This window comes from Arthrobacter sp. 01T425, assembly GCF_056398725.1.
Window position 1 is genome coordinate 213,028 of sequence record NZ_JBFTPY010000003.1, and the last position, 21,812, is coordinate 234,839.

Sequence of the window (21,812 nt, forward strand, 5' to 3'; positions counted from 1 at the left end):
CCCGCCCCGCTGAGTCAGCGGAACAGACCATTTCGTTAGTGGGCGATACTGGGTTCGAACCAGTGACCTCTTCGGTGTGAACGAAGCGCGCTACCACTGCGCCAATCGCCCTAACGACATTGAATGCTAGCCCACCCGGGCGGATTTTAGAAATCGGCCCGGGGGAACCTGGCCGCGGCGGGAATGCGGGCCCAATACTCCCCCGCAACGGGCCCGTGCACGGGCAGTTCCACCAGCCCTCCACCGGACGTTCCAGTCGTCCCACTCAGAAGGCCCGCTCAGTAGTCCCGGCGCCGCTTAGGGCCACGGCTGGACACCGACGCTAATTACAGCGCTGTAATTAGCAAAATCCCCTAGAACTCGGGGATGTAGGGCCATGGAACGCGGGCCAATGGGTCTCGATTTGTAGATTCCCAGAACCTCCTATAGAGTTCTTACTCGTTGGAACGCGAGGAAATGCCGAATGCGGCAAGGAAATGCGCACCAACAATGCGGACGTAGCTCAGCTGGTAGAGCACCACCTTGCCAAGGTGGATGTCGCGAGTTCGAATCTCGTCGTCCGCTCGCAGGACACTGTCACGGCAAAGGTTCTTCGGAATCCTGCCTACACGGTGGGTTGGCCGAGAGGCGAGGCAGCGGCCTGCAAAGCCGTATACACGGGTTCGAATCCCGTACCCACCTCGGTGAAAACCCTGGTTTCCGATTTCGATCGGATGCAAGGGGCGATTGGCGCAGCGGTAGCGCGCTTCCCTGACACGGAAGAGGTCACTGGTTCGATCCCAGTATCGCCCACCAGAGCAAGGCAACTTGCTTGATGCAGTACCACCGGCCCAGCCGGCATGGACTAAAATGCGGACGTAGCTCAGCTGGTAGAGCACCACCTTGCCAAGGTGGATGTCGCGAGTTCGAATCTCGTCGTCCGCTCTCTTCATTACAACTCCACTCCGGATCCTTCCGGTTGCGGGCGATTGGCGCAGCGGTAGCGCGCTTCCCTGACACGGAAGAGGTCACTGGTTCGATCCCAGTATCGCCCACCACAAGAGCAGCTCCCCCGGAGCTGCTCTTTTTTGTGCACTGCGGGTTTGTGCACTGCGGGTTGGTGCACTGCGGGTTTATGCACTGCGGATTGGTGCACTCCGGATTGGTGCACTCCGGGCCCTTCTACCCTGTGCACCTGGCCTTCCATCTTTTATCCTCTGGGCGGACACCCTTGGCACCCCCGCCACCTCCCGCTAGGGTAGAAAAAGCAAGGAGCGATCTGGCTCCGCGACCGAAGGGAGGTGCCCGTGGGTTTACTTGACGATCTAAAGGGCAAGGCTCAGCAAGTTATTGGTGGCAACGAAGAAGCCATCAAGGACGGCATCGAAAAGGCAGGCGACTTCGTCGACTCCAAGACCGGCGGAAAGCACGCCGGCACGATCGATGCCGTGCAGCGTGGCGCTTCCGACTTCGTGGACAAGGCGAACGACCGGCCGAATTCGGCCCCGGTCGCCGATCAGACTCCCGCAGCCGGTGAGCCCCCCGTAGCCGGGGAACCCCGCCAGCCAGGCCTCTGACCCAGATCCGTCAGCGAGGTGCCGGTCCCGCCGAGAGGCGGCGCCGGCACCTCCGGCATTTAAGGGCGACTCCAACCGGGCAACGCGGGGTCAGTTACGGCCCATCCGGTGCATCCGGATGGGCCGTAACTGACCCCGCGTTGGATTTGGCGTTGTACTTGGAGGGGCTGGCGGCTAGGACGGTTCGTGGTTTTGGCCCTCGCGGGCCAGCGCGGTCAGCCTGGAGACGGCGCGGAAGTACTTCTTCATGTACCCGCCGGTCATCATTTCCTCGGTGAAGAGCTGGTCGAACGGCACACCGCTGGCAAGGATGGGCACGTCCTTGTCGTACAGCCGGTCAGCCAGCACCACGAAGCGCAGCGCAACGGCCTGCTCGGTAATCGTGTGCACGTTCTTCCAGACCACGCCCTCGATCCCCTCCAGCAGCTGGCGGTAACGGCTCGGGTGCACGCCGGCCAGGTGGTTGATCAAGGTGCTGAACTCATCGCGGGCCACGGTCTTGCCGTCGAACTCGGCATGCATGTGGTGGGTCAGGTCATCATTGCGCAGCGGCGACGGCGCGGCCGGCAGGCCACGGTGGCGGAAGTCCTCGCCGTCGATCCGCACGACGTCGAACTGGTCCGCCAGCACCTGGATTTCGCGGGCAAAGTCGACGGCGGCGAAGCGCCCGTCCCCGAGGGACCCCGGCAGCGTGTTCGATGTGGCGGCAAGCTTCACGCCGGCGTCGGCGAGTTCGCGCATGAGCCGGGACATGAGCACAGTGTCGCCCGGATCATCGAGCTCAAATTCATCGATGCAGACCAGCTTGTAGTGGCTCAGGGCCTCAACGGTCTTGCGGAAGGACAGCGCACCGACGAGGTTGGTGTATTCGACGAACGTGCCGAAGGCCTTGGGCCCGGGGGCGGCGTGCCACAGCGATGCCAGCAAGTGGGTCTTGCCCACACCGAATCCGCCGTCGAGGTAGATCCCGGCCCGCGAAGTGTCCTTCTTGCCGAAGAGCCGCTTGAACAGCCCGTCGCCGTCGCGTGCGCCCACGCCCGCCGCAAAATGCTGCAGGGCATGGACCGCCTGGGCCTGGCTGGGCTGGGCGGGATCGGGCCGGTAGCTGGAAAACGACACCTCACCGAACCGCGGCGACGGATAGAACCCATTGAGGAGTTCATCCACGGAAACTGCCGGTGTGCGGGCGGCGAGCTGTTCGATCTGTACCAAGGTGGTCCGTTCTGCTGGTCTCTTGTCCCCAGCAAGAATACCGGCAAAGCCTGGCCGGCCCGCGTGCGCGACTGTGGACCCGCGGCCGGCGTGAGGAAGACCACATTTCCCCGTGTGAACCCGGTGGAGCATTCCCACCGGCCCGTGACTAGTGTTGTAACAGGCCCGGCGCGGCGCACGCTTTCGGCGCCCGGCCTCCTGACCGTTCAAGTGAAAGGCCATCGCAATGACCTACCCCGTTGAGCAGAACGAGAAATTCGCCGCTTACGCCCACCCTGACCGCCTGGTGTCCACGGAATGGCTGGCCACGGCGATCGAGGACGGTGCCCTCGACGGCGGCAATCTCGTGGTGGTCGAATCCGACGAAGACGTCCTGCTGTACGAGACCGGGCACATCCCGGGAGCAGTGAAAATCGACTGGCACACGGACCTGAACGACGAGGTGACCCGCGACTACGTCGACGGTGAAGCCTTCGCCGCGCTGGCCGCGTCCAAAGGCATTTCCCGGGACAGCACGGTGGTCATTTACGGCGACAAGTCGAACTGGTGGGCCGCATACGCCCTGTGGGTGTTCACGCTCTTCGGCCACGAGGACGTCCGGCTCCTGGACGGCGGCCGGGACAAGTGGATCGCGGAAGACCGGGCGCTCTCCACCGTCACGACCGTCACCACCCCTGCCGACTACCCCGTCGTGGAGCGGGACGACGCCCCGATCCGCGCCTTCAAGGATGACGTCCTGGCGCACTTCGGCAAGCCGCTGATCGACGTCCGCTCGACCGAGGAGTACACCGGCCAGCGCACCCACATGCCCGCCTACCCGGAAGAGGGCGCGCTGCGCGGCGGCCACATCCCCACGGCGGCCTCCATCCCCTGGGCCCGCGCGGCGGCCGGCGACGGCACGTACCGGAACCGCGGCGAGCTCGAGGCCCTCTACCTCGGCGAGGCCGGATTGAACGAAGGCGACGACGTCGTGGCGTACTGCCGGATCGGCGAGCGGTCCAGCCACACCTGGTTTGCGCTGAAGTACCTGTTGGGCTTTGAGACCGTGCGGAACTACGACGGCTCCTGGACCGAATGGGGCAACGCCGTGCGCGTCCCGATCGTCAAGGGTGCCGAACGCGGCGCGGTTCCGGCCGGCCGTTAGCCGCGGTGACCGTGGAGCGGGACCTATCCCGACAGGGACACAATCGGCGCGCCTGCGTAAGCTGGGAGTGATGAATACTTCAGCCCTCCCCGCCGCACTGGCGGACATTGTCGACGATTTCCAGGCCCTGACCGAAGCAGAGCGGCTGCAGCTGCTCCTTGAGTTCTCACAGGGGCTTCCGGAACTTCCGGAGCGGCTCCGGGATCACCCGGAGCTGCTCGAGCAGGTAGTGGAGTGCCAGACGCCGCTGTTCCTCACCGTCGAGACGGAACAGGCCGACGGCGACGCGCCTGAGCGCGTCCGGCTCTACTTCAAGGCACCCAAGGAGGCCCCGACCACCCGCGGCTTCGCCGGAGTGCTCCACGAAGGACTCGACGGGCTCAGCGCCGCGGAAATCCTGGCCGTCCCCGACGACATGCCCGAACTGTTGGGCCTGACCCGCGCCATCACTCCCCTGCGCATGCGCGGAATGACCGCCATGCTGGGCCGGATCAAGCGCAAGGTCGTCGCCTCCGGAGACCGCCAGCCGTCGGCGCAGTCCTGACCTTCGGCGCCCGGACAGCCAGAGAACATGGCCCGCAAGCACGCGTCGCAGGGAACTCCGGCCACCGCGGCACTCGCGGCCGCCGGGGTTCCCTTTGTGGCCCACCCCTACACCCATGACCCCGCGGCGGCCAGTTATGGCCTGGAAGCGGCGAAAGTGCTCGGCGTCGACCCTGACCGGGTCTTCAAGACCCTGATGGTCGACGTCGACGGCCGGCTCGCCGTCGGCGTCGTGCCGGTCAGCGGCAGCCTGAACCTCAAGGCGATGGCCGCGGCTTTGGGCGGCAAGAAAGCAGAGATGGCCGATCCGGCCGCGGCGCAGCGGCGGACCGGATATGTTCTCGGCGGCATCTCACCGCTCGGCCAGCGCCAGTCCTCCCCCACGGTGGTGGATGAGAGCGCACTGGCGCTGGAGACCATCCTCGTTTCGGGTGGACGGCGCGGCCTGGACATCGAGCTGGATCCGGCCGAGCTCATTCGGCTCACGGCTGCCCGCACGGCCAGGATCGGGACCCGGCGCGACTGACCCGGCCCCAGATATCGAGACGGCACGTCACGGCCATGTTCGCGCACAACACTGCCGTGATCTGTCAGCGAACCGTCAATGAACTGTCAATGATCTCTGTCAGTGAACTGTCAATTGAATGCGGCATTGCCGGCCGGAGGCTCCTGGTCGCCGGGGTTGGCGCGGGGCGCCAGCTGCTGCCGGAGCCAGGCCGAGACCTGCCGCTCCCAGCGCTCCGGATCCACGTTCCATTCCTTGGTATGCAGGGCCCTGTCGAAGGGCTCGAAGGTGACCATCTCGGGGTTTTTCTCGGCCAGCGCCGCGGAGGGCCCGTACGGTACGTACTCGTCGTCCACGCTGTGCACAATGAGGGTCGGCGTCCTCAGCTCCACGGCCCGCGAGACCCAGTCCATCGCTTTGAGGTCGACGGGCGCGGCCAGCCCGGTCAGCCGCCGGCCCAGGCGGTGGCTGAGCATGAGTTGTCCGTAGCGGCCCACGGACGACGGAATCCGGTTCAGCTCCGCGTGGTGGGCCAGCACGTTGACCCAGTTGATCACCGGCGCGTCCAGGACCATGGCCCGGATCAAGTGGCGGTGCCGGGAAAGGTCAGCGGTCTGGAGGCATATCGCGCCGCCCATCGACCAGCCGAACAAAACCACCTCGCGGGCGCCCTGCTGTACGGCGTAGCCGATGGCGGCCTCGACGTCGCGCCATTCGGTGGAGCCCAGGCCGTACCGCCCGTCGCTGGCTGACGGGGCCAGGCCGTCGTTGCGGTAGGAGATCAGAAGACTGGACATGCCCAGTTCCCTGGCGGTCCGGACGGCCCGCAGCCCTTCCTGCCGGGTGGCCCCGCGCCCGTGCACCATGATCGCCCACACGTCGGGGGCCACATCCTCCGCCACGGCCGGCGCGGCGCGGACAAGCCAGGCCGGCGCGGTCCCGGCGTCGACGTCGATCAGCACGTCCTCCACCGGAAACCCCAGGGCGGCCGGATCCGGATAGGCCGCGCCGCTCCACCAGCCGCGCCGGGCGGTGGCCATGTCCCCGCTGTAGACGTGCTCGACCTCGCGCAGCACGGTGCGTTCGGCCGGGGAGTAGGACAGGATCCGGCCGATCCGCGCATGCCCGCGGCCGCCGTCGAAGAAGAAACCGTACACCCCGTCCACCGTGGCGTCCGGGGTGGCGGCGAAAATGACCCGCAGCGCCCGTCCCTCGCGGATGACGGCCAGCACTTCCTGGTCCTCTGCCCGGAACCGGGCCGGGGTGATGACGCGGCGGGCGAAGTAGAGGGCGAGGGCGGAGGAGCCGGCGGCGAGCACACCCGCAGCGGCGCTGCCGCCGATGATGCCCCCCACCGCCCACTTGGCGCTCCCGGACGTCACGCCGCCGGGGGCCGGCGCGACGGGGAGTGCTGTTCTGCGGGCAGAGGCCCGCCGGGCGGCGGCCCGCCGGGCAGCGGCCTGGCGGAGGTCCGGGCGGAGGCGCAGGGAGGATGCCATGGCACCATTCTTACTGAAGCGCAGCCCAACCACGGCATTGGCGGGATTTCAGGCGCACGGCCGGGCCGGTACAGACACGCCAGGGTCCCGCGGGACACAACGATGCAGGTCAACACGAGCGCGACTAGGCTGGGGTCATGAGTGATCCAATCGTCATTTTGACAGAAGAGCCCCTCGGTGCGGATGACCGCGTCAATATTGAAACCCTGATTGCCGGCGGTGATGCGCCCCTGCTGATCCTGGTGCCGGCCAACACCGAGCGACACCTGGTGGTGGATTTCCTGGAAAACCTTTCCATGCTTGAAATCGCCAAGGCCTTCCGTGAACTGACGGCACACTCGGATCCCGCCGAGGAGCGGGCCGAAGCAGCCGACACCCTGGCCGCCTCGCTGGCCGCGCTGGCCGGTCTGGGCGGCGGCGTCTCGGGCGAAGTCGTCGAGGGCAAGGCCGTTGACGGCCTGGTTGCCAAGGTCAAGGAACTCAGCGCCGGACAGGCTGTGGTCATCACCCGCCCGCACGCCGTGGCCGACACGTTCCACACCGACTGGGCCACCAAGGCACAGGACAAGCTGGGGCTGCCCGTCCTGCATCTGTACGCCGGTTCGGGATTTATCGGGGACTCCTGAGCGTTATTGAGGCTATGAGTATCTTTAACAGGCCTAAATCCATGCCCTCGGCAGTGCCCGCCACCGAACCCACAGCCGACCCCGCCGCCACGGCCTTTGACCAGGCTCCGACCGGAACGCCCGTCGAAAAGACGGACGCCCAGTGGCGCGAGGAACTGACGCCCGAGGAGTACCGCGTGCTCCGCCAGGCAGGCACCGAGCGGCCGTACACCGGCGAATACTGGGACACCCACACCCGCGGTGTCTACAAATGCAGGGCCTGCGGCACTGAACTCTTCACCAGCAACGAAAAGTTCGACTCGCACTGCGGCTGGCCGTCCTTCTGGGCGCCGCTCGCCGAGGGCACCGTTCGCTACATCCATGACCGCACCATGGGCATGGACCGGGTGGAAGTCCGCTGCAGCACCTGCGATTCCCACCTGGGGCACGTGTTCGACGGCGAGGGCTACGGCACCCCCACGGACCAGCGCTTCTGCATCAACTCGGTTTCCCTGAAGCTGGTTCCCGCGGACGACGCCGGGCAATAGCCCGCAGCCCTGCCTCTCCTTCCGCTGGAACGGCTTTTCAGAATCACTTGCCACAGACTTTCTTATGCTCGAGGCAATTTTGCATTAGAGTCTCTGCTTGCTTGCTACGCTCGATTTAGATCCAGCGACACGCTCCACAGCAAACAGAAAGGCGACCGTCGACGATGACCACGACCGCTCTTACCGCCCCCGCCCCGATCACCGCCGGCAACCAGGAATGGCTGCGGCTCAAGGCTGCCGCCACCGCCCTGCGCGCCCTCCAGGTCCAGGACGGATCCGTGCCGGATGCCGAAGCCCACGAAGCCGCGGCCGGCCACGTCGCAACCATCACCGCGGCGGTCGCGGCCCTGGCCCCGTCCTTCCCGCACGACGCGAACTACCTGGAACTGCTGGTCACCGACTTTGACCGCTGGGCCGATGGCGGCTTTGGGGTCCCGGACTTCCTGGATTCCCTGCAGGCGTTCCAGCCGCAGCAGCACCGGGTCAACGGACTCCAGCACCTGGTCGTGTTCCCGATGTACACCCAGAACGGCAGCAGCAGCCGCCTCGTCGAGGCCGTGCTGATCGAGGTCATCTGGCCGGAATTCATCGGCGGCCTGGAAGCCGGCGAATACTCCAACAAGCTCTTCGTCCCGATCCGGTTCCTCGACTTCACCGCGGGCTACGACACCAACTCCGCAGTCCTGTTCCCCGAGACCGTCGCGGTCCGCGAGACCCCGACGTTTACGTGGGGCGCGATCTTCGCCGACCGCGAGGCCGCACGCTTCCGCCGCGTCCTGCGCGCCGCCGCCGAGATCACCTCCCTGCAGCTGCCCGAGGACGCCGCCGGGCTCCTGGAGGACCAGCAGCTGACGCAGGAAACCTTTGTCATGTGGGACCTGATCCACGACCGCACCCACATGCGCGGCGACCTGCCCTTCGACCCGTTCATGATCAAGCAGCGCATGCCGTTCTTCCTCTACTCACTGGAGGAGCTGCGCTGCGACCTCACCGCCTTCCGCGAATCCGTGAAGATCGAGAAGGACGAGGACGCTGACCCGGAGGCCCGCCGGCACGCCAAGCTGGTCCAGTACGCCGTGATCTTCGACCGCATCTTCCGCTTCGCCATCACCGGCACGCGCGTACGGAACTACGACGGCCTTGGCGGCCAGCTGCTCTTCGCCTGGATGCACCAGCACCACGTCCTGCACTGGACCGACAGCAAACTCAGCATCGACTGGGACGAGGCTGCCGACGTCGTGGTTGAACTCGGCGCGAAGATCGAGGAACTGTACTGGCGCTCGATCGACCGCCCCAAGATGGCCCACTGGCTCGCCGCCTACGAGCTCATCTCCGGCACGGTCACGCCCAACCCGGCCTCGGTCTGGGCCAAGGGTCCGGACGCCCTCCCCCTGGACGGTCCGCCCCGCGGCCTCACGGACCAGGTCCTCGACGACGAGTTCCCGCTCTCCATGTTCTACGAGGCGCTGGAGAAGAAGATGCGGCCCGTCATCGACTCCACTGCCGGCATCACCGGGTCGTCAGACATCAGCACAGATACCGGCACTGACACGGGATCAGAGTCCGGCGGCACCCAGGCCCTGAACGCCGGATGAGTGCCGGACGCACTTTGAACGTGCTGGTCACGGGGGGCAGCGGGCCGTCGGGAATCGCGACGGCCCGCGCCCTGCGCGGCGCCGGCCACAGGGTCTTCACGGTCGGATCGGATGCCGCGCGCATCGAGGCAGCCGCCGCCGAGGCCGGCGACGGCGTCACGCCGCTCGCCTGCGACCTCGCCAGCCTGGCCGACGTCCGCGCCCTGCGGGAAAGCATTGCCGGCCTGGCCGGACGCGTCGACGGCGTTATCCACCTGGTGGGCGGCTGGCGCGGCGCGAAAGGCATCACCGACCAGAGCGACGACGACTGGGACTTTCTGGAGCGCAACGCCGTCACCACCCTGCGGAACGTTACGCGCGTCTTCTTCGACGACCTCGCTGCCTCTGAGGCAGGACGCTTCGCCATGGTGTCCTCCACGGCGGTAAGCGCCCCGACGGCGGCGGGGGCGAGCTACGCCGCGGCCAAGGCGGCCGCCGAGGCCTGGACGCTGGCGGTCGCTGACGGCTTCCGCCGGGTCCACGCCGCGGGCAATGCCGCCGGCACCGGCACTCCCGGGCAGGACAGCGCCGCGCTGCGGAGCGCCGCCGTCATCTTCGTGGTGAAAGCCCTTGTTGACGCTCAAATGCGGGCCAAGGCCCCGGACCGCAAATTCCCGGGCTTCACGGACGTGGCTGACCTGGCGGCTGCCGCAGCGGGACTCTTCAATGCTCCTGCCGGCGACCTGAACGGCCAGCGGCTGCTGCTCAGCCGCTGAACATCCCTGATTCCGCGGCGCTGACTCCGGGGCCCTGATCCTGGACCCCAGCGTCTGTGGCACAGGGTCTGGGCCCCGATCCAGGGCCCCGGGCTTAGCCCGGGCGGCCCGACCTCTTAGACTGAAAGCGTGAGCAAAACGATGACCAGCACAGTTGAAACTGTCCCTGCCGGCACTGCGGTGCGGCTCCACGATCCCTCCGTCCGCGGTTTCGCCTCGGACAACTATTCCGGCGTGCACCCGGAAGTTCTTGCGGCCCTGGCCGCCGCCAACGAAGGCCACCAGGTCTCCTACGGCGAGGACGATTACACCGCGCGCCTGCAGCAGCTGATGGAAGAGCACTTCGGCGAAGGCATCGAGTGCTTCCCGGTGTTCAACGGCACCGGAGCCAACGTCCTGTCCCTGCAGTCGCTGCTCCCGCGCTGGGGTGCGGTCATTTGCGCTTCCACCGCCCACATCAACATGGACGAAAACGGCGCACCGGAGCGGATCGGCGGCATCAAGCTGCTGCAGGTCCCCACCACCGACGGCAAGCTCACCCCCGCACTGATCGACCAGGAGGCCTGGGGCTGGGGCGATGAGCACCGCGCCCAGCCGCTGGCCGTGTCCATCACCCAGACCACCGAGCTCGGTACCTGCTACACCCCGGACGAGGTCCGGGCCATCGCCGAGCATGTCCACGCAAAGGGCATGAAGCTGCACATGGACGGTGCCCGGCTGGCCAACGCCGCCGCCCACCTGAGAGTCCCGCTGCGGGCCTTTACCCGTGACGCCGGCGTGGACATCCTCTCCTTCGGCGGCACGAAAAACGGCCTGCTGTTCGGCGAGGTTGTGGTCGCCCTGAACCCGGAGGCCGCACACGGCCTGGTCTACCTGCGCAAGATGAACATGCAGCTGGCCTCCAAGATGCGGTTTATGTCCGCCCAGTTCATTGCCCTCCTCGAGGGTGAGCTGTGGCTGCGCTCGGCCTCGCACGCCAACGCCATGGCCGCCCGGCTGCGCGCCGGCGTCGAGGCGATCCCCGGCGTCGAACTGACGCAGAAGACCGAGTCCAACGGCGTCTTCGCCGTCCTGCCTGCCGGTGTCGCGGACCGGCTGCGCAAGTCCTTCCGCTTCTACGACTGGAACGAGGCGGCCCGCGAGGTCCGCTGGATGTGCTCCTTCGACACCACCGAGGACGACGTTGATTCCTTCATTGCGGCCATCAAGCGCGAGCTCGCCGCTGCCTGAGCCGTGCAACGCTTCCCCTGCCCGGCGGCGAGCCTGCCGGGCAGGGCTCCGGCCGTTGCATAACCTTCCAAGGTGAGCTCCCTCGATCAGGTTCCGGCAGATTTCCTCTTCGCCCTGGGGACACTTCGGCAGGCACGGTGCCGCAGCGAGCTGCACCTGGACGAAATTCCGGCCCCGTCCCGGCTGGCACCGTTCGCGGTGGCCCTGGGCGCGGAAGTGATCGGCCCGGGCGACTCCCCCGCCGGCGGACCGGTCCACGGCCCGGCCGCCGCGGCCCTGGCACGGGCGTCCGGCAGCGACGACGTCGAGCTGGCCACTGGCCGCTTCATTCTGCTCCACGATCCCGACGGCTCTGCCGTATGGGACGGGGAATTCCGGATCGTCACCTACATCCGCGCCCAGCTGGAACCCGAGATGGGCAACGACGAACTCCTGGGGTCCGTGGCGTGGACCTGGCTGGTCGAAGCGCTGGAGAACCATCAGGCCCCCTACCGCTCCGCCGGCGGCACCGCCACCCGGGTGCTCTCGGAGAGCTTTGGAACGTTGTCGGACCGGCCGAATTCAATCGACATTGAGCTCCGGGCCTCCTGGACCCCGGCCACCCCGGACATCACCTCGCACCTGGAGGCGTGGTCGGACATGGTCTGCACCTTCGCCGGGCTGCCGCCCCTGCCCGAGGGCGTCACGGCCCTTCCCCGCCGCCCCCGCGGACACGCATGAGGCCCCTGTTCGGCCGCGGTCACGGCCCTATACGCCATGTTGTCGGTAAACTGTAGAGACCATGACCCCTCAGAATCCGGAAATCAGCACGGCCGGCGCCAGTCGCACTACGGCCGAGGCTGCTGACACCACAGCCCACATCACCGTGGAAGGCTTCGACAGCCTGGTCCCTGAAGTGATCGACCTCGACATTCCCCGCGACGGCGTGCCGCTGGTCATTGAAACCCAGTCCGGACTCGAACGCTGCGCCGCGGCCCTCGCCGCCGGCCACGGCCCTGCGGGCGTGGACGCGGAGCGCGCCTCGGGGTTCCGCTACGGCCAGCGCGCCTTCCTGGTCCAGATCCGGCGCGAAGGCTCCGGAACCTGGCTGATCGATCCCGAACCTTTCGGGGACCTCAGCATCATCAATGACGCTTTGCGCGGCGTCGAATGGATCCTGCACGCCGCCAGCCAGGACCTGCCCTGCCTGTCCGAACTCGGCATGTGGCCGGACAAACTCTTCGACACCGAGCTCGCCGCCCGCCTGGCCGGGCTGCCCCGGGTGGGCCTCGCCGCCGTGATCGAACAGCTCCTGGGCTTCGGCCTGGCGAAGGAACACTCCGCCGCCGACTGGTCCACCCGCCCCCTGCCGGAACCGTGGCTGCGCTACGCCGCGCTCGACGTCGAAGTCCTGACCGAGCTGCGCGAGGAACTGATTGAGCTGCTCGTGGCGGACGAGAAGCTGGAATACGCCGAGCAGGAATTCGCCGCCATCCTCGAAGCCGGACAGGCCCCGCCGCGCGTTGATCCGTGGCGCAAGACGTCCGGGCTGCACCAGATCCGGGACCGACGCCAACTGGCCGCAGTCCGGGAGCTGTGGCTGGAACGCGATTCCCTGGCCCAGAAACGTGACGTCGCCCCCGGCCGGCTGATCCCGGACTCCGCGCTCGTCGCCGCGGCCAAAGCGATGCCCTCCACGGTTCCCCAGCTCCTGGGCACCAAGGGCTTCCACGGCCGCGCCGCACAGCGGGAAGCCCCCCGCTGGCTGCGCTGCATCGGCGTGGCCCGGGCCCTGGAGGACCTGCCGCCGCTGCACCTGCCCACCAACGCTCCCCCGCCCCCGCGCGTCTGGGCGGACCGGGACCCGGAGGCGGCCGCCAGGCTCGCCACCGCCCGTCCAAAACTCCAGGCCAGGGCCGAGGAACTGAACCTGCCGGTGGAGAACCTGCTGACCCCGGACTATCTTCGGCGGGTCGCCTGGCGTCCACCGGCAGAATGCAGCGAGGAAGGCGTGGCCGAGGAACTGGCGAACCTCGGGGCGCGCCAGTGGCAGATCGAAATCACGGCTCCGCTCATTGCCGAGGCCTTCCTGCACCCCGAGCCGCTGCCCGCAAAGGAACCCAAGGCCGCCGCGGAGGCGCCGTCGGGTTCCACGGTCTAGCGGCTCCTTCCGGGGCCGCTCATCTCCTCCTTGCCAGCTATGTTACTGGCGAGTAACATAATGCATGATGTCGCTCGGAACCCTCCTGCCTGTGGCAACCCCTGCCACAGGCACGGTTCCGGCACCATGTCTCAATGAGGAGTACGCCGTGAGCCAAGCCCGCACCAGCGGAAAACCCAGCAGCGCAAACCCGAGCAGCGGAAGAAACAGGACCGTGCGCGACGTCGTCTTTGTCGACGGCGTCCGCACCCCGTTCGGCCGCGCCGGCGACAAGGGCATCTACGCGGGCACCCGCGCCGACGACCTCGTGGTCAAGTGCATCCGCGAACTGATGCGCCGCAACCCTTCGCTTCCGGCGGACCGGGTCGACGAGGTCGCGATCGCCGCCACCACCCAGACGGGCGACCAGGGTCTGACCATCGGCCGCACCGCCGCCCTGCTGGCCGGACTCCCCCGCACCGTGCCCGGCTTCGCGATCGACCGCATGTGCGCCGGCGCCATGACCGCCGTCACCACGACGGCGAGCGGCATCGGCTTCGGCGCGTACGACGTCGTGATCGCCGGCGGCGTGGAACACATGGGCAACCACCCGATGGGCGCCGGCGCCGACCCCAACCCGCGCTTCATGTCCGAACGGATCGTGGACCCGGCCGCGCTGAACATGGGCAACACGGCCGAGAACCTGCACGACCGTTTCCCGGCCATCACCAAGGACCGCACCGACGCCTACGCCGTCGCCTCGCAGGACAAGCTCGCCGCAGCCTACGCCAACGGCCAGATCCAGCCCGACCTCGTACCCGTCGCCACGATAAAGCCGGGCCAGGGCTGGACCGTCAACACCGTGGACGAACCCCCGCGCCCCGGGACCTCGCTCGGGGACCTGTCCACGCTTAGGACGCCGTTCCGCGCCCACGGCCGGGTCACGGCGGGCAACGCCGCGGGCCTGAACGACGGCGCCACCGCAGCCCTGCTGGCCTCCGCCGATGCCGCCGAGGAACTCGGGCTGCCGGTCAGGATGCGCCTGGTGAGCTATGCCTTCGCCGGCGTCGAACCCGAGGTCATGGGCATCGGCCCGGTCCCGGCCACCGAGAAGGCACTCAAGAACGCCGGACTCGGCATCGGGGACATCGGGCTCTTCGAAATCAATGAGGCCTTCGCCGTCCAGGTCCTGAGCTTCCTGGACCATTTCGGGATCGCCGACGACGACCCCCGCGTCAACCGCTATGGCGGCGCGATCGCCGTCGGGCACCCGCTGGCGTCCTCGGGGGTCAGGCTGATGAACCAGCTGGCCCGGCAGTTCGAGGAGGACCCCTCGGTCCGCTTTGGCATGACCACGATGTGCATCGGCCTGGGCATGGGCGCCACCGTAATCTGGGAGAACCCGCATCACGCGGATTACGGCACCGAAACACACAGCACTGAAACACACGGCACCGCAGCACAGCACGCAGAGACCACGACCACCGAGACTGGAGCCACAGCATGAGCGCCGCTGACTTCCGCAAGCTTGCAGACCTCTTCCCGCACGAGACGGTCACCCACTCCTACGTCCAGGACATCGAACTGCCGCCCGTCGACGGTGGGGAGACGACTGACGGCAAAAGCCCCGGCATCTTCGCGCTGGTCACCCTCGACAACGGCCTGGACCACTCTAAGCCCACCACCCTCGGACCCAACACCCTGATCGAACTCGGCACGGTCCTGGAAGGACTGAAGGAACGCGCCGCCCGGGGCGAGATTGCCGGCGTCGGCGTCACCGGCAAGCCGTACTTCCTCGTGGCCGGCGCCGACCTCTCCACGGTCAAGTCCGTCAGCGGACGCGAACAGGGCCTGTGGATGGCCCAGCTCGGCCACGACGTCTACGCCACCCTCGCGAACCTCGGCGTGCCGAGCTTCGCATTCATCAACGGACTGGCCCTGGGCGGCGGCCTGGAGATCGCGCTGCAGTCCACCTACCGCACGGTCTCTACCGGCGCCGGCGCTCTGGCCCTTCCCGAGGCGTTCATCGGACTCATCCCTGGCTGGGGCGGGGTCCACATCCTGCCGCGGCTGATCGGGCCGGAGAACGCCCTCAAGGTCATGATCGAAAACCCGCTGAGCAACAACCGCACGCTCACCGGGCCGCAGGCCTACCAGCTGGGCATGGCGGACGCGATGTTCGAGCCGGCCGACTTCGTGGAACAGTCCCTGGCGTGGGCCGCGAAAGTCATTGCCGGTGCCGTGGCGCCGGAGCGGGCGAACGCCGTGGACCCGTCCGCTCCGGAGGTCGCCGCCCGCTGGGCGGCCGCCGTCGCCAAGGGCCGCGCCTTCGTGGAGGCCAAGACCTCCAACGCTTCCCCGGCGCCCGCCAAGGTCCTGGACGTCATGGAGACCAACCGCACCCTGACCCAGGCGCAGTCCGCTGAGCTCGAATGCGAGACGCTCGCCGACCTCATGCAGACCGACGAGTTCCGCTCCACGGTGTACGCCTTCCTGGACCTCGTGCAGCGCCGCTCCAAGCGTCCAGCCGGCGCCCCGGACCGCAAGCTTGCGCGCCCGGTGACGAAGATCGGCGTCGTCGGTGCCGGCCTGATGGCCAGCCAGCTCGCCCTGCTCTTCGCCCGCCAGCTCAAAGTGCCCGTGGTCCTCACGGACATCGACCAGGCCCGCGTGGACAAGGGCGTGGGTTACGTCCACGCCGAGGTGGAGAAGCTGCTGGCGAAGGGCCGGATCAGCCCCGACGCCGCCAACCGCACCCGCGCGCTCGTCACGGGATCAGTTTCGAAGGAGGCCTTCGCCGACGCCGACTTCGTCATTGAGGCCGTCTTCGAGGAACTCAACGTCAAGAAGCAGGTCTTCAAGGAAGTCGAGGCGATCGTCTCGGAAGAGTGCATCCTCGCGACCAACACGTCCTCGCTGTCCGTCACCGCGATGGCGGAGGACCTTGAGCACCCCGAGCGCCTCGTCGGCTTCCACTTCTTCAATCCGGTGGCCGTGATGCCGCTGCTGGAGATCGTGCGGGCACCGAAGACCGACGACGCCGTGCTGGCCACCGCGTTCGAGCTCGCCAAGGGGCTCAAGAAGTCGGCGGTGCTGGTCAGGGATGCCGCCGCGTTTGTGGTCAACCGCGTCCTGCTGCGCCTCATGGGTGAAGTCACCGCGGCCTTCGACGAGGGCACCCCCGCCGACGTGGCCGATAACGCGCTGCGGCCGATGGGCCTGCCCATGACGCCCTTTGTGCTCGGCGCCATGGTGGGCCTGCCCGTGGCGCAGCATGTCCAGGAATCGCTGCACACGGCGTTCGGGGACCGCTTCAGGGTCTCGGCGAACCTGCAGGTGCTGATCGACAACGGTGTGACGTCCATTTGGGCCGTGCAGAACGGCACACCGGTGCCGGGCCCGGACGGCAAGCCGTTCATACCGGCCGAAACCCTGGCGCTGATGTCCTTTGGCAGCACCCCGTCCACCGGCGAGGAGGTGCTGCGCCGGACGCAGGACGCCCTGGCGGAGGAAATCGGACTGATGCTCGAGGAAGGCGTTGTGGCCGGTCCCGAGGACATTGACCTCTGCATGATCCTCGGCGCGGGCTGGCCGATGTTCCTGGGCGGGATCACCCCGTATCTGGACCGGGTGGGCGCCTCGGAACGGGTCAACGGCAAGAAGTTCCTGGCCCCGGGCGTGGCGTCAGAGCCGGCCTAAAGCCAGGCTTCACCGCCCGCTTTTGTTGGAGCCGCCGCCCGGACTTTGTCCGGGCGGCGGCGCTGCTTTCGGGAGAGTGGCCGGGCATCCCGGCGGCGCCATGAGGTGGGCAGCCTCGATGTCTGCGGTGTTGAGATGAAAGGCTGGAACGCGAAAGACCGCGTCCGCGGAATAGATCCTGCTGTCCAGGACCAGGCCCGCGGAAACTCCAAGCAATATACATTGCGCGTCATGCATTGCGCGTTGGATTCGGTGCCTACCCCGCGGCCCCAGTCAGATTTCCCGCAGGCTCCCGCCGCTGAGTTCCAGGACGCGGTGCGCGTTCCTCCGTGCGTAGTCCAGGTCGTGGGTGACCATGACGACGGCGGCGCCCCGCGCGGCGGCGCGGTCGACGGCGCCCTGCAGCGCCTCGAGGCCGTGCCGGTCCAGCCCGACGGTCGGTTCGTCCAGGGCCACCACCGCCGGTTCGCGGGCCAGGACCGTGGCCAGGGCGAGCAGCCGCTGCCGGGAGGCGGACAGCTCGGCCGGGTGTGCCTCCTCGGTACCGGACAGGCCCACCGCGGCCAGCGCGGCCCGGGCCTTGCCCTCGGCGCCGGCCTTTCCGGACAGTTGCCGGAGTCCGAACGCGGCTTCCCGCAGGACGGTGCGTTCGAAAAGCTGGTCCCGGGGGTGCTGGAACAACAGGCCCACGGAGGCCGCGACCTTTCCCACCGGCTCGCCGGCAATGCTGCGCCCGCAGACCAGCACGTCCCCGGCCGAGGGCCGGAGCAGTCCATTGAAGTGGCGCAGCAGTGTCGACTTGCCGGCGCCGTTGAGCCCGGTCACGGCGATGATCTCGCCCGGGCGCACGGCGAAATCCACGTCCCGGAGGACCCGGTCCTGCGCGCCGGTGCCGTGCCGACGCGGGTCCCGAGCGTAGCCGAACCCAACCCCGCGCAGTTCCAGCGATGCCGGGCCGGGACCGGGCGCCGCGGCAGGCACCGGCCCGGGATGGCGGGCGCCGGCGGCGACGCCGGACCCACTGGCCCCCAGGACGCCGGACCCCAGGACGCCGGACCCAATACCGCTCGGCCCAATGCCGCCGGGCCCGCCTACGCCAATCACTCCGGCGCGCTCCAGTTCGGCCGAGCCCGCCAGCTGCGCCGGCGTCCCGGCAGCGGTGACCGTCCCGGCAGCGGTGACCGTCCCGGCAGCGGTGACCCTCCTGCCGTCGGGCCCGGTCTGAGCGTCAAGAATCGTCCAGTGCGTGGCTTCCCCGGCGAGCCCGTCGGCTGCCTGGCTCAGGAGGACGACGCCGGTCCCGGCGCCGCAGAGGCCGCGGACCAGGGCCTCGACTTGCGCGGCTCCGGCCGCGTCCAGCGATGCCAGCGGCTCGTCCAGGATGAGCACGTCCGGTTCCATGATGACGGCGCAGCCCACGGCGAGCCGGCGCAGCTCCCCGCCGGAGAGCGTGGCCGGGTCCCGGTCCAGCAGGTGAGAGAGTCCGGTGCGGGCGGCGGTGCGCTCCACCGCGCGGAGCATGTCCTCCCGGGCCGTCGCGCGGTTTTCCAGGCCGAAGGCCAGCTCCTCCGCGACCGTGGCGCGCACCGAGGAGAGCATCGCCGCGGCGTCCTGCGGAACGAAGGCCACGCGGCGCGACCACTCGGCGGGGTTGATCCGGGGGTCCTCGGGCACGCCGCGGAATTCCAGCACCGTGCCGCCAAGATCCAGGCTGCCGCGGAATTGTCCGGCGTGACCGGCCCGGAGCCAGCCGGCCAACAGTTTGCCCAGCGTGGATTTTCCGCTCCCGGACCCGCCCAGGACGGCGGTCAGGGAACCCGACGTGACCGAGAGTGCGGCATCCCTCAGCACCGGGGTGTCATCGCCGTGGAACGTGAACGCCTCGATCCGGATCTGAAGCGCCGTGCGGGTGGTGGCCGTCATGACACCGCCCCGGCAGGCCAGGAGGCCACAATCCGCCCGGCGACGGCGGCCGCCGCGAATACCAGTGCGGCTGCCCGGCATAGCCGCTGGGCGGGCGGGTCGGCGACTTCGCGGTAGCTGGTCCGGGGCCCCGGGCTGCCGAAGCCGCGGGCGTCGAGCGCCTGGGCGCGGCTTCCGGCGTCGTCAATCAGGGCCAGGACCAGCGGCACCATCTGCAGACGGAGGGTGCCGAGGCGGGACAGCAGGCCGCGTCCGACCACCATCCCGCGGGTTTCCTGGGCCTGCCGGATCCGGTCCAGGCGGCCCGCGACGGCGGGCAGGAGGGTGAGCGTGGAAGCCAGGACGAAGCCGAACTGCGGTGGGATCCTGCGCCCGGCGAGGGCGGAGACGAGGTCGGGGACGCTCACGGTGAAGGAAAAGAGCAGGAATACCAGCACGCAGGCCGTGGTCCGGGTTCCCAGCTCAAGCGCGAAGCCCAGACCCTCGGCCGTGACCCTCGCCGGACCCCACTGGGCCAGCACGGTCTGGCCCTCAGGGAAGAAGAGGCCGTGCAGCACCAGCAGGGACAGGCACAGAGGCGTCAGGATCACGGCTCCTGCGGTCAGGACGCGCCCCGCAATGCCATGGCGGGCGGCAAGGATCACCGCGGCGAGGGCCACGGCGACAGACAGCGGCCAAAAGGCGGCCGCCGTCGTGACGACGGCGGCGCATACGGCGAGGGTCAGCGCGGTGAAGGGGTGCAGTCGCGGTGTCATGGTCGCTGTGTCAGTGTCTCAGGGTCAATGTCGCTGTGGCAGTGTCGCAGGGTCGGGGTGTCCCAGCCGCAGCGGGGCTCAGGCGTCCGGCGCTGCCGGGGCCTTGCCGGCGAGTACCCGGTAGCGCCGCACGAAGGGGAACTGGAAGGTGGCGCGGCGGGGCAGGGCGTAGGCGAGCAGCGCCGCGATGGTGAAAACGATCGCCTTGTCCATGGGGTCGGAAATCAGTGCCTGCTTGGTGATGGCGGCCAGGAGGGTGTCCCCCATGGCGCGGAAGGCGCTGACGATCGCCCCGGTACCCAGCCCTGACGTGCCGCCAAAGACGAACGCGGCGATCGGGGCGGAGACGACGCCGGCCAGGATGCCGGTGACGAAGCCGGCGACGGGGGCGAGGTAGAAGCGGCGGAACAGCCCGCCGCGCGCGGCCATGCCGGCGAGGAATCCGATCAGGGCGGCACCGGCGGCGAACGGCAGAACGGTGGGGTTGAAGAAGGACCAGACGATGCTGCTCAGCGCGCCCGTGGCGGCACCCGCTGCGGGTCCGGCGAGGACGGCGATCAGGACGGTGCCGATCGCATCAATGTAGAACGGCAGGCCCGTGCTGCCCATCAGCTGTCCGAGGACCACGTTCAGGACCAGCGCCACCGGGATGAGGACCACGGTGGAGGTGGGCAGCGCCGGCAGGACGGCCACAATCAGCAGCACAGCGCCGAGCAGGAAGCCGCCGAGGGCAAAGAGGGCCGAGAAGCTGGCCGGGCCGTTGGCAATGTCAGCGGGCTGGGTCAGCACCAGGAAGATGTAGGTGGCGGCGATCGCGGCGGCGCCGGCGATTTCGAGCAGGCGGCGCCTGCGGCCGGCCGCCTGTCCAGGGGCAATGATGGTGAGGGCTGGCTGTGACATGCGGGGTGTTCCTTTGGCTGGGTGCAACAAGTTCCGCCTCATGTCACCTCGGCGCAGCTACCATCCTAGCGAGCGGCGACCATTCTAGCGATCTGCAGACCCGTCCGGGCACTCCCCGCATTGGCTCAACCGTACTGTCCGGTTTCAGGCCACCGGCGCCCGGGGGCCCACCGCGCGCGCAAGGGCGCCGATCGAGGAAATCAGTTCGTCGAAGCACTGCCCGGGGTTGTTGTCAGAGACGATCCTGACGTTCGGCGCCAACCCCCACAGCCCGCGGAAATCGGCCACCGTGGTGCCGATCAGCAGGGGCGAATCCGTTTCGACGTCGACCGTGGCCAGCCGGGTGGCGAACGGTGTGCGCCCCGCTGCAGCGCAGGCCGCGAAGGCGTCGTGCACGTGCGCCACATAGCCTTGGTCATAGAGGCGGTGAAATTCCATGTAGAAGCGCAGGGCGTCGGACAGGCAAGCGACGAGGGGGTTCCCGGACTGGCTCCGCTGGCCTTCGGACTGCTCCGGGAGGACGAGTTCGGGCTCCGGTGCACCGGCGGCCTCGCCAAGTCGGCGCAGGTGCTCCGGGTGCATCTCGATCCGCTCGGTCATTTCCAGGGCACACAAGATCGGCAGTTTGTCCTCGGGCAGGCCCCGGTAGGCGGCAAACACCTCCTTGGCGGCATGCGGATCCACCGAGGTGTTCCATTCGGCCGTCGGGGTGGTGTTGCCCTGGTAGTAGAAGCTGCCGCCCATGATCACAAGTCCCTTGAGCAGCCGGGGAAGTTCCGGTTCCCGGCGCAGGGCCAGAGCGAAGTTGGTCAGCGGTCCGGTGATCAGGCCGGTGAGTTCCCCCGGGTGCGCCCGCACCTCCTCGACCCAGACGTCGACGGCGTGCCGCGCCGAGATCTGCTGGCGCGGCGGCGGCAGCTCGGCATAGCCGATGCCCTGCGGCCCGTGGGTCTCCTCGGTGGTGACCAGCGGGATCTCCAGCGGGACCTCGGCGCCGATGGCCACCTCGATGCCCTCGCGGCCGCAGAGCTCCAGCAGGGCCAGGTTGTTCAGCGCCACCTGACGGGCCCCGACGTTCCCGGCGGTGCACGTGATCGCCTGGACGTGGACCTCGGGCCGGGACAGCAGGTAGACCAGGGCCAGGGCGTCGTCGATCCCAGTGTCGACGTCCATCAGGATCGAATGCGTCACGGCAGGTACCGCCGCCCGGGCGCTTGCAGCACT

General features: G+C 68.5%; 19 protein-coding genes and 6 tRNA genes. 18 read left to right on the forward strand and 7 right to left on the reverse strand.

Features of this window, described 5'->3' with window-relative positions; translation table 11 throughout:
* Positions 1 to 39 precede the first annotated feature (39 nt).
* A tRNA-Val gene (locus AC1DNG_RS06255) sits at positions 40 to 111 on the reverse strand.
* Between the two features lie 380 nt (positions 112 to 491).
* On the opposite strand from AC1DNG_RS06255, the gene AC1DNG_RS06260 reads away from it, so the two are divergent.
* The 6 genes from AC1DNG_RS06260 to AC1DNG_RS06285 all read left to right on the forward strand — a co-directional run bounded on the left by AC1DNG_RS06260 (position 492) and on the right by AC1DNG_RS06285 (position 1,556).
* Positions 492 to 564: transfer RNA gene (locus AC1DNG_RS06260), tRNA-Gly, on the forward strand.
* A gap of 46 nt (positions 565 to 610) precedes the next feature.
* Positions 611 to 681 (forward strand) — tRNA-Cys (locus tag AC1DNG_RS06265).
* Between the two features lie 39 nt (positions 682 to 720).
* A tRNA-Val gene (locus tag AC1DNG_RS06270) sits at positions 721 to 795 on the forward strand.
* A 56-nt stretch (positions 796 to 851) separates the two neighbouring features.
* Positions 852 to 924 (forward strand) — tRNA-Gly (locus tag AC1DNG_RS06275).
* A 38-nt stretch (positions 925 to 962) separates the two neighbouring features.
* Positions 963 to 1,037, forward strand: a tRNA-Val gene (locus AC1DNG_RS06280).
* 249 nt (positions 1,038 to 1,286) lie between these two features.
* Entirely contained in the window at positions 1,287 to 1,556 is a 270-nt protein-coding gene (locus AC1DNG_RS06285) for an antitoxin (RefSeq protein ID WP_028277028.1), read from the forward strand.
* A 174-nt stretch (positions 1,557 to 1,730) separates the two neighbouring features.
* Here the strand turns inward: AC1DNG_RS06285 and zapE are convergent, their stop codons facing one another.
* Positions 1,731 to 2,768, reverse strand: a complete 1,038-nt coding sequence (gene zapE / locus AC1DNG_RS06290; protein WP_476851509.1) for a cell division protein ZapE — start codon at positions 2,766 to 2,768, stop codon at positions 1,731 to 1,733.
* Between the two features lie 226 nt (positions 2,769 to 2,994).
* On the opposite strand from zapE, the gene AC1DNG_RS06295 reads away from it, so the two are divergent.
* The 3 genes from AC1DNG_RS06295 to ybaK all read left to right on the forward strand — a co-directional run bounded on the left by AC1DNG_RS06295 (position 2,995) and on the right by ybaK (position 4,981).
* A complete protein-coding gene (locus AC1DNG_RS06295; protein WP_476851508.1) occupies positions 2,995 to 3,912 on the forward strand; it encodes a sulfurtransferase in 918 nt (305 codons plus the stop codon).
* Positions 3,913 to 3,982: 70 nt separating this feature from the next.
* The gene (locus AC1DNG_RS06300) at positions 3,983 to 4,456 is read left to right on the forward strand and encodes a SufE family protein (protein WP_243179191.1); all 474 of its coding nucleotides are present in this window, start codon (positions 3,983 to 3,985) and stop codon (positions 4,454 to 4,456) included.
* Positions 4,457 to 4,483: 27 nt separating this feature from the next.
* Positions 4,484 to 4,981 (forward strand): Cys-tRNA(Pro) deacylase, encoded by a 498-nt coding sequence (ybaK, locus tag AC1DNG_RS06305; protein WP_476857163.1) that lies wholly within the window; start codon positions 4,484 to 4,486, stop codon positions 4,979 to 4,981.
* A 110-nt stretch (positions 4,982 to 5,091) separates the two neighbouring features.
* Here the strand turns inward: ybaK and AC1DNG_RS06310 are convergent, their stop codons facing one another.
* Positions 5,092 to 6,459: an alpha/beta hydrolase family protein gene (locus AC1DNG_RS06310; protein ID WP_476886930.1), complete on the reverse strand. Its 1,368-nt coding sequence runs from the start codon at positions 6,457 to 6,459 to the stop codon at positions 5,092 to 5,094.
* Between the two features lie 137 nt (positions 6,460 to 6,596).
* Here AC1DNG_RS06310 and AC1DNG_RS06315 point away from each other — a divergent pair, with 137 nt between their 5' ends.
* The 9 genes from AC1DNG_RS06315 (at position 6,597) to AC1DNG_RS06355 (ending at position 17,010) form a co-directional block, all read left to right on the forward strand.
* Positions 6,597 to 7,085 (forward strand): hypothetical protein, encoded by a 489-nt coding sequence (locus tag AC1DNG_RS06315; protein WP_230007972.1) that lies wholly within the window; start codon positions 6,597 to 6,599, stop codon positions 7,083 to 7,085.
* 14 nt (positions 7,086 to 7,099) lie between these two features.
* A complete protein-coding gene (msrB, locus tag AC1DNG_RS06320; protein ID WP_476860250.1) occupies positions 7,100 to 7,612 on the forward strand; it encodes a peptide-methionine (R)-S-oxide reductase MsrB in 513 nt (170 codons plus the stop codon).
* A 164-nt stretch (positions 7,613 to 7,776) separates the two neighbouring features.
* A complete protein-coding gene (locus AC1DNG_RS06325) occupies positions 7,777 to 9,207 on the forward strand; it encodes a DUF6421 family protein (RefSeq protein ID WP_476857160.1) in 1,431 nt (476 codons plus the stop codon).
* The gene (locus tag AC1DNG_RS06330) at positions 9,204 to 9,962 is read left to right on the forward strand and encodes an SDR family oxidoreductase (RefSeq protein WP_476886931.1); all 759 of its coding nucleotides are present in this window, start codon (positions 9,204 to 9,206) and stop codon (positions 9,960 to 9,962) included. The genes AC1DNG_RS06325 and AC1DNG_RS06330 overlap by 4 nt, the downstream gene beginning before the upstream one ends.
* Positions 9,963 to 10,103: 141 nt before the next feature.
* On the forward strand, positions 10,104 to 11,192 hold the full coding sequence (locus AC1DNG_RS06335; protein WP_476886963.1) for a threonine aldolase family protein: 1,089 nt from the start codon (positions 10,104 to 10,106) through the stop codon (positions 11,190 to 11,192).
* 72 nt (positions 11,193 to 11,264) lie between these two features.
* Positions 11,265 to 11,912 carry a DUF3000 domain-containing protein gene (locus tag AC1DNG_RS06340; RefSeq protein WP_018772438.1) on the forward strand — a complete coding sequence of 216 codons (648 nt, stop codon included), beginning with the start codon at positions 11,265 to 11,267 and terminating at the stop codon, positions 11,910 to 11,912.
* Between the two features lie 61 nt (positions 11,913 to 11,973).
* Positions 11,974 to 13,332 (forward strand): HRDC domain-containing protein, encoded by a 1,359-nt coding sequence (locus tag AC1DNG_RS06345; RefSeq protein WP_243179289.1) that lies wholly within the window; start codon positions 11,974 to 11,976, stop codon positions 13,330 to 13,332.
* 148 nt (positions 13,333 to 13,480) lie between these two features.
* On the forward strand, positions 13,481 to 14,818 hold the full coding sequence (locus AC1DNG_RS06350) for a thiolase family protein (protein WP_476886932.1): 1,338 nt from the start codon (positions 13,481 to 13,483) through the stop codon (positions 14,816 to 14,818).
* A complete protein-coding gene (locus AC1DNG_RS06355; RefSeq protein WP_476886933.1) occupies positions 14,815 to 17,010 on the forward strand; it encodes a 3-hydroxyacyl-CoA dehydrogenase NAD-binding domain-containing protein in 2,196 nt (731 codons plus the stop codon). The genes AC1DNG_RS06350 and AC1DNG_RS06355 overlap by 4 nt, the downstream gene beginning before the upstream one ends.
* Positions 17,011 to 17,283: 273 nt before the next feature.
* On the opposite strand, the gene AC1DNG_RS06360 is transcribed toward AC1DNG_RS06355, so the two are convergent.
* From AC1DNG_RS06360 to AC1DNG_RS06375, 4 genes are all read right to left on the reverse strand, one after another.
* Positions 17,284 to 18,933, reverse strand: a complete 1,650-nt coding sequence (locus tag AC1DNG_RS06360) for an ABC transporter ATP-binding protein (protein WP_476886934.1) — start codon at positions 18,931 to 18,933, stop codon at positions 17,284 to 17,286.
* Entirely contained in the window at positions 18,930 to 19,688 is a 759-nt protein-coding gene (locus AC1DNG_RS06365; RefSeq protein ID WP_476886935.1) for an energy-coupling factor transporter transmembrane component T, read from the reverse strand. The genes AC1DNG_RS06360 and AC1DNG_RS06365 overlap by 4 nt, the downstream gene beginning before the upstream one ends.
* Before the next feature lie 78 nt (positions 19,689 to 19,766).
* Positions 19,767 to 20,588, reverse strand: coding sequence for an ECF transporter S component (locus tag AC1DNG_RS06370; RefSeq protein WP_476886936.1), 822 nt, complete (start codon positions 20,586 to 20,588; stop codon positions 19,767 to 19,769).
* 144 nt (positions 20,589 to 20,732) lie between these two features.
* Positions 20,733 to 21,761 (reverse strand): nucleoside hydrolase, encoded by a 1,029-nt coding sequence (locus AC1DNG_RS06375; RefSeq protein WP_230009738.1) that lies wholly within the window; start codon positions 21,759 to 21,761, stop codon positions 20,733 to 20,735.
* Between the last annotated feature and the right edge of the window lie 51 nt (positions 21,762 to 21,812).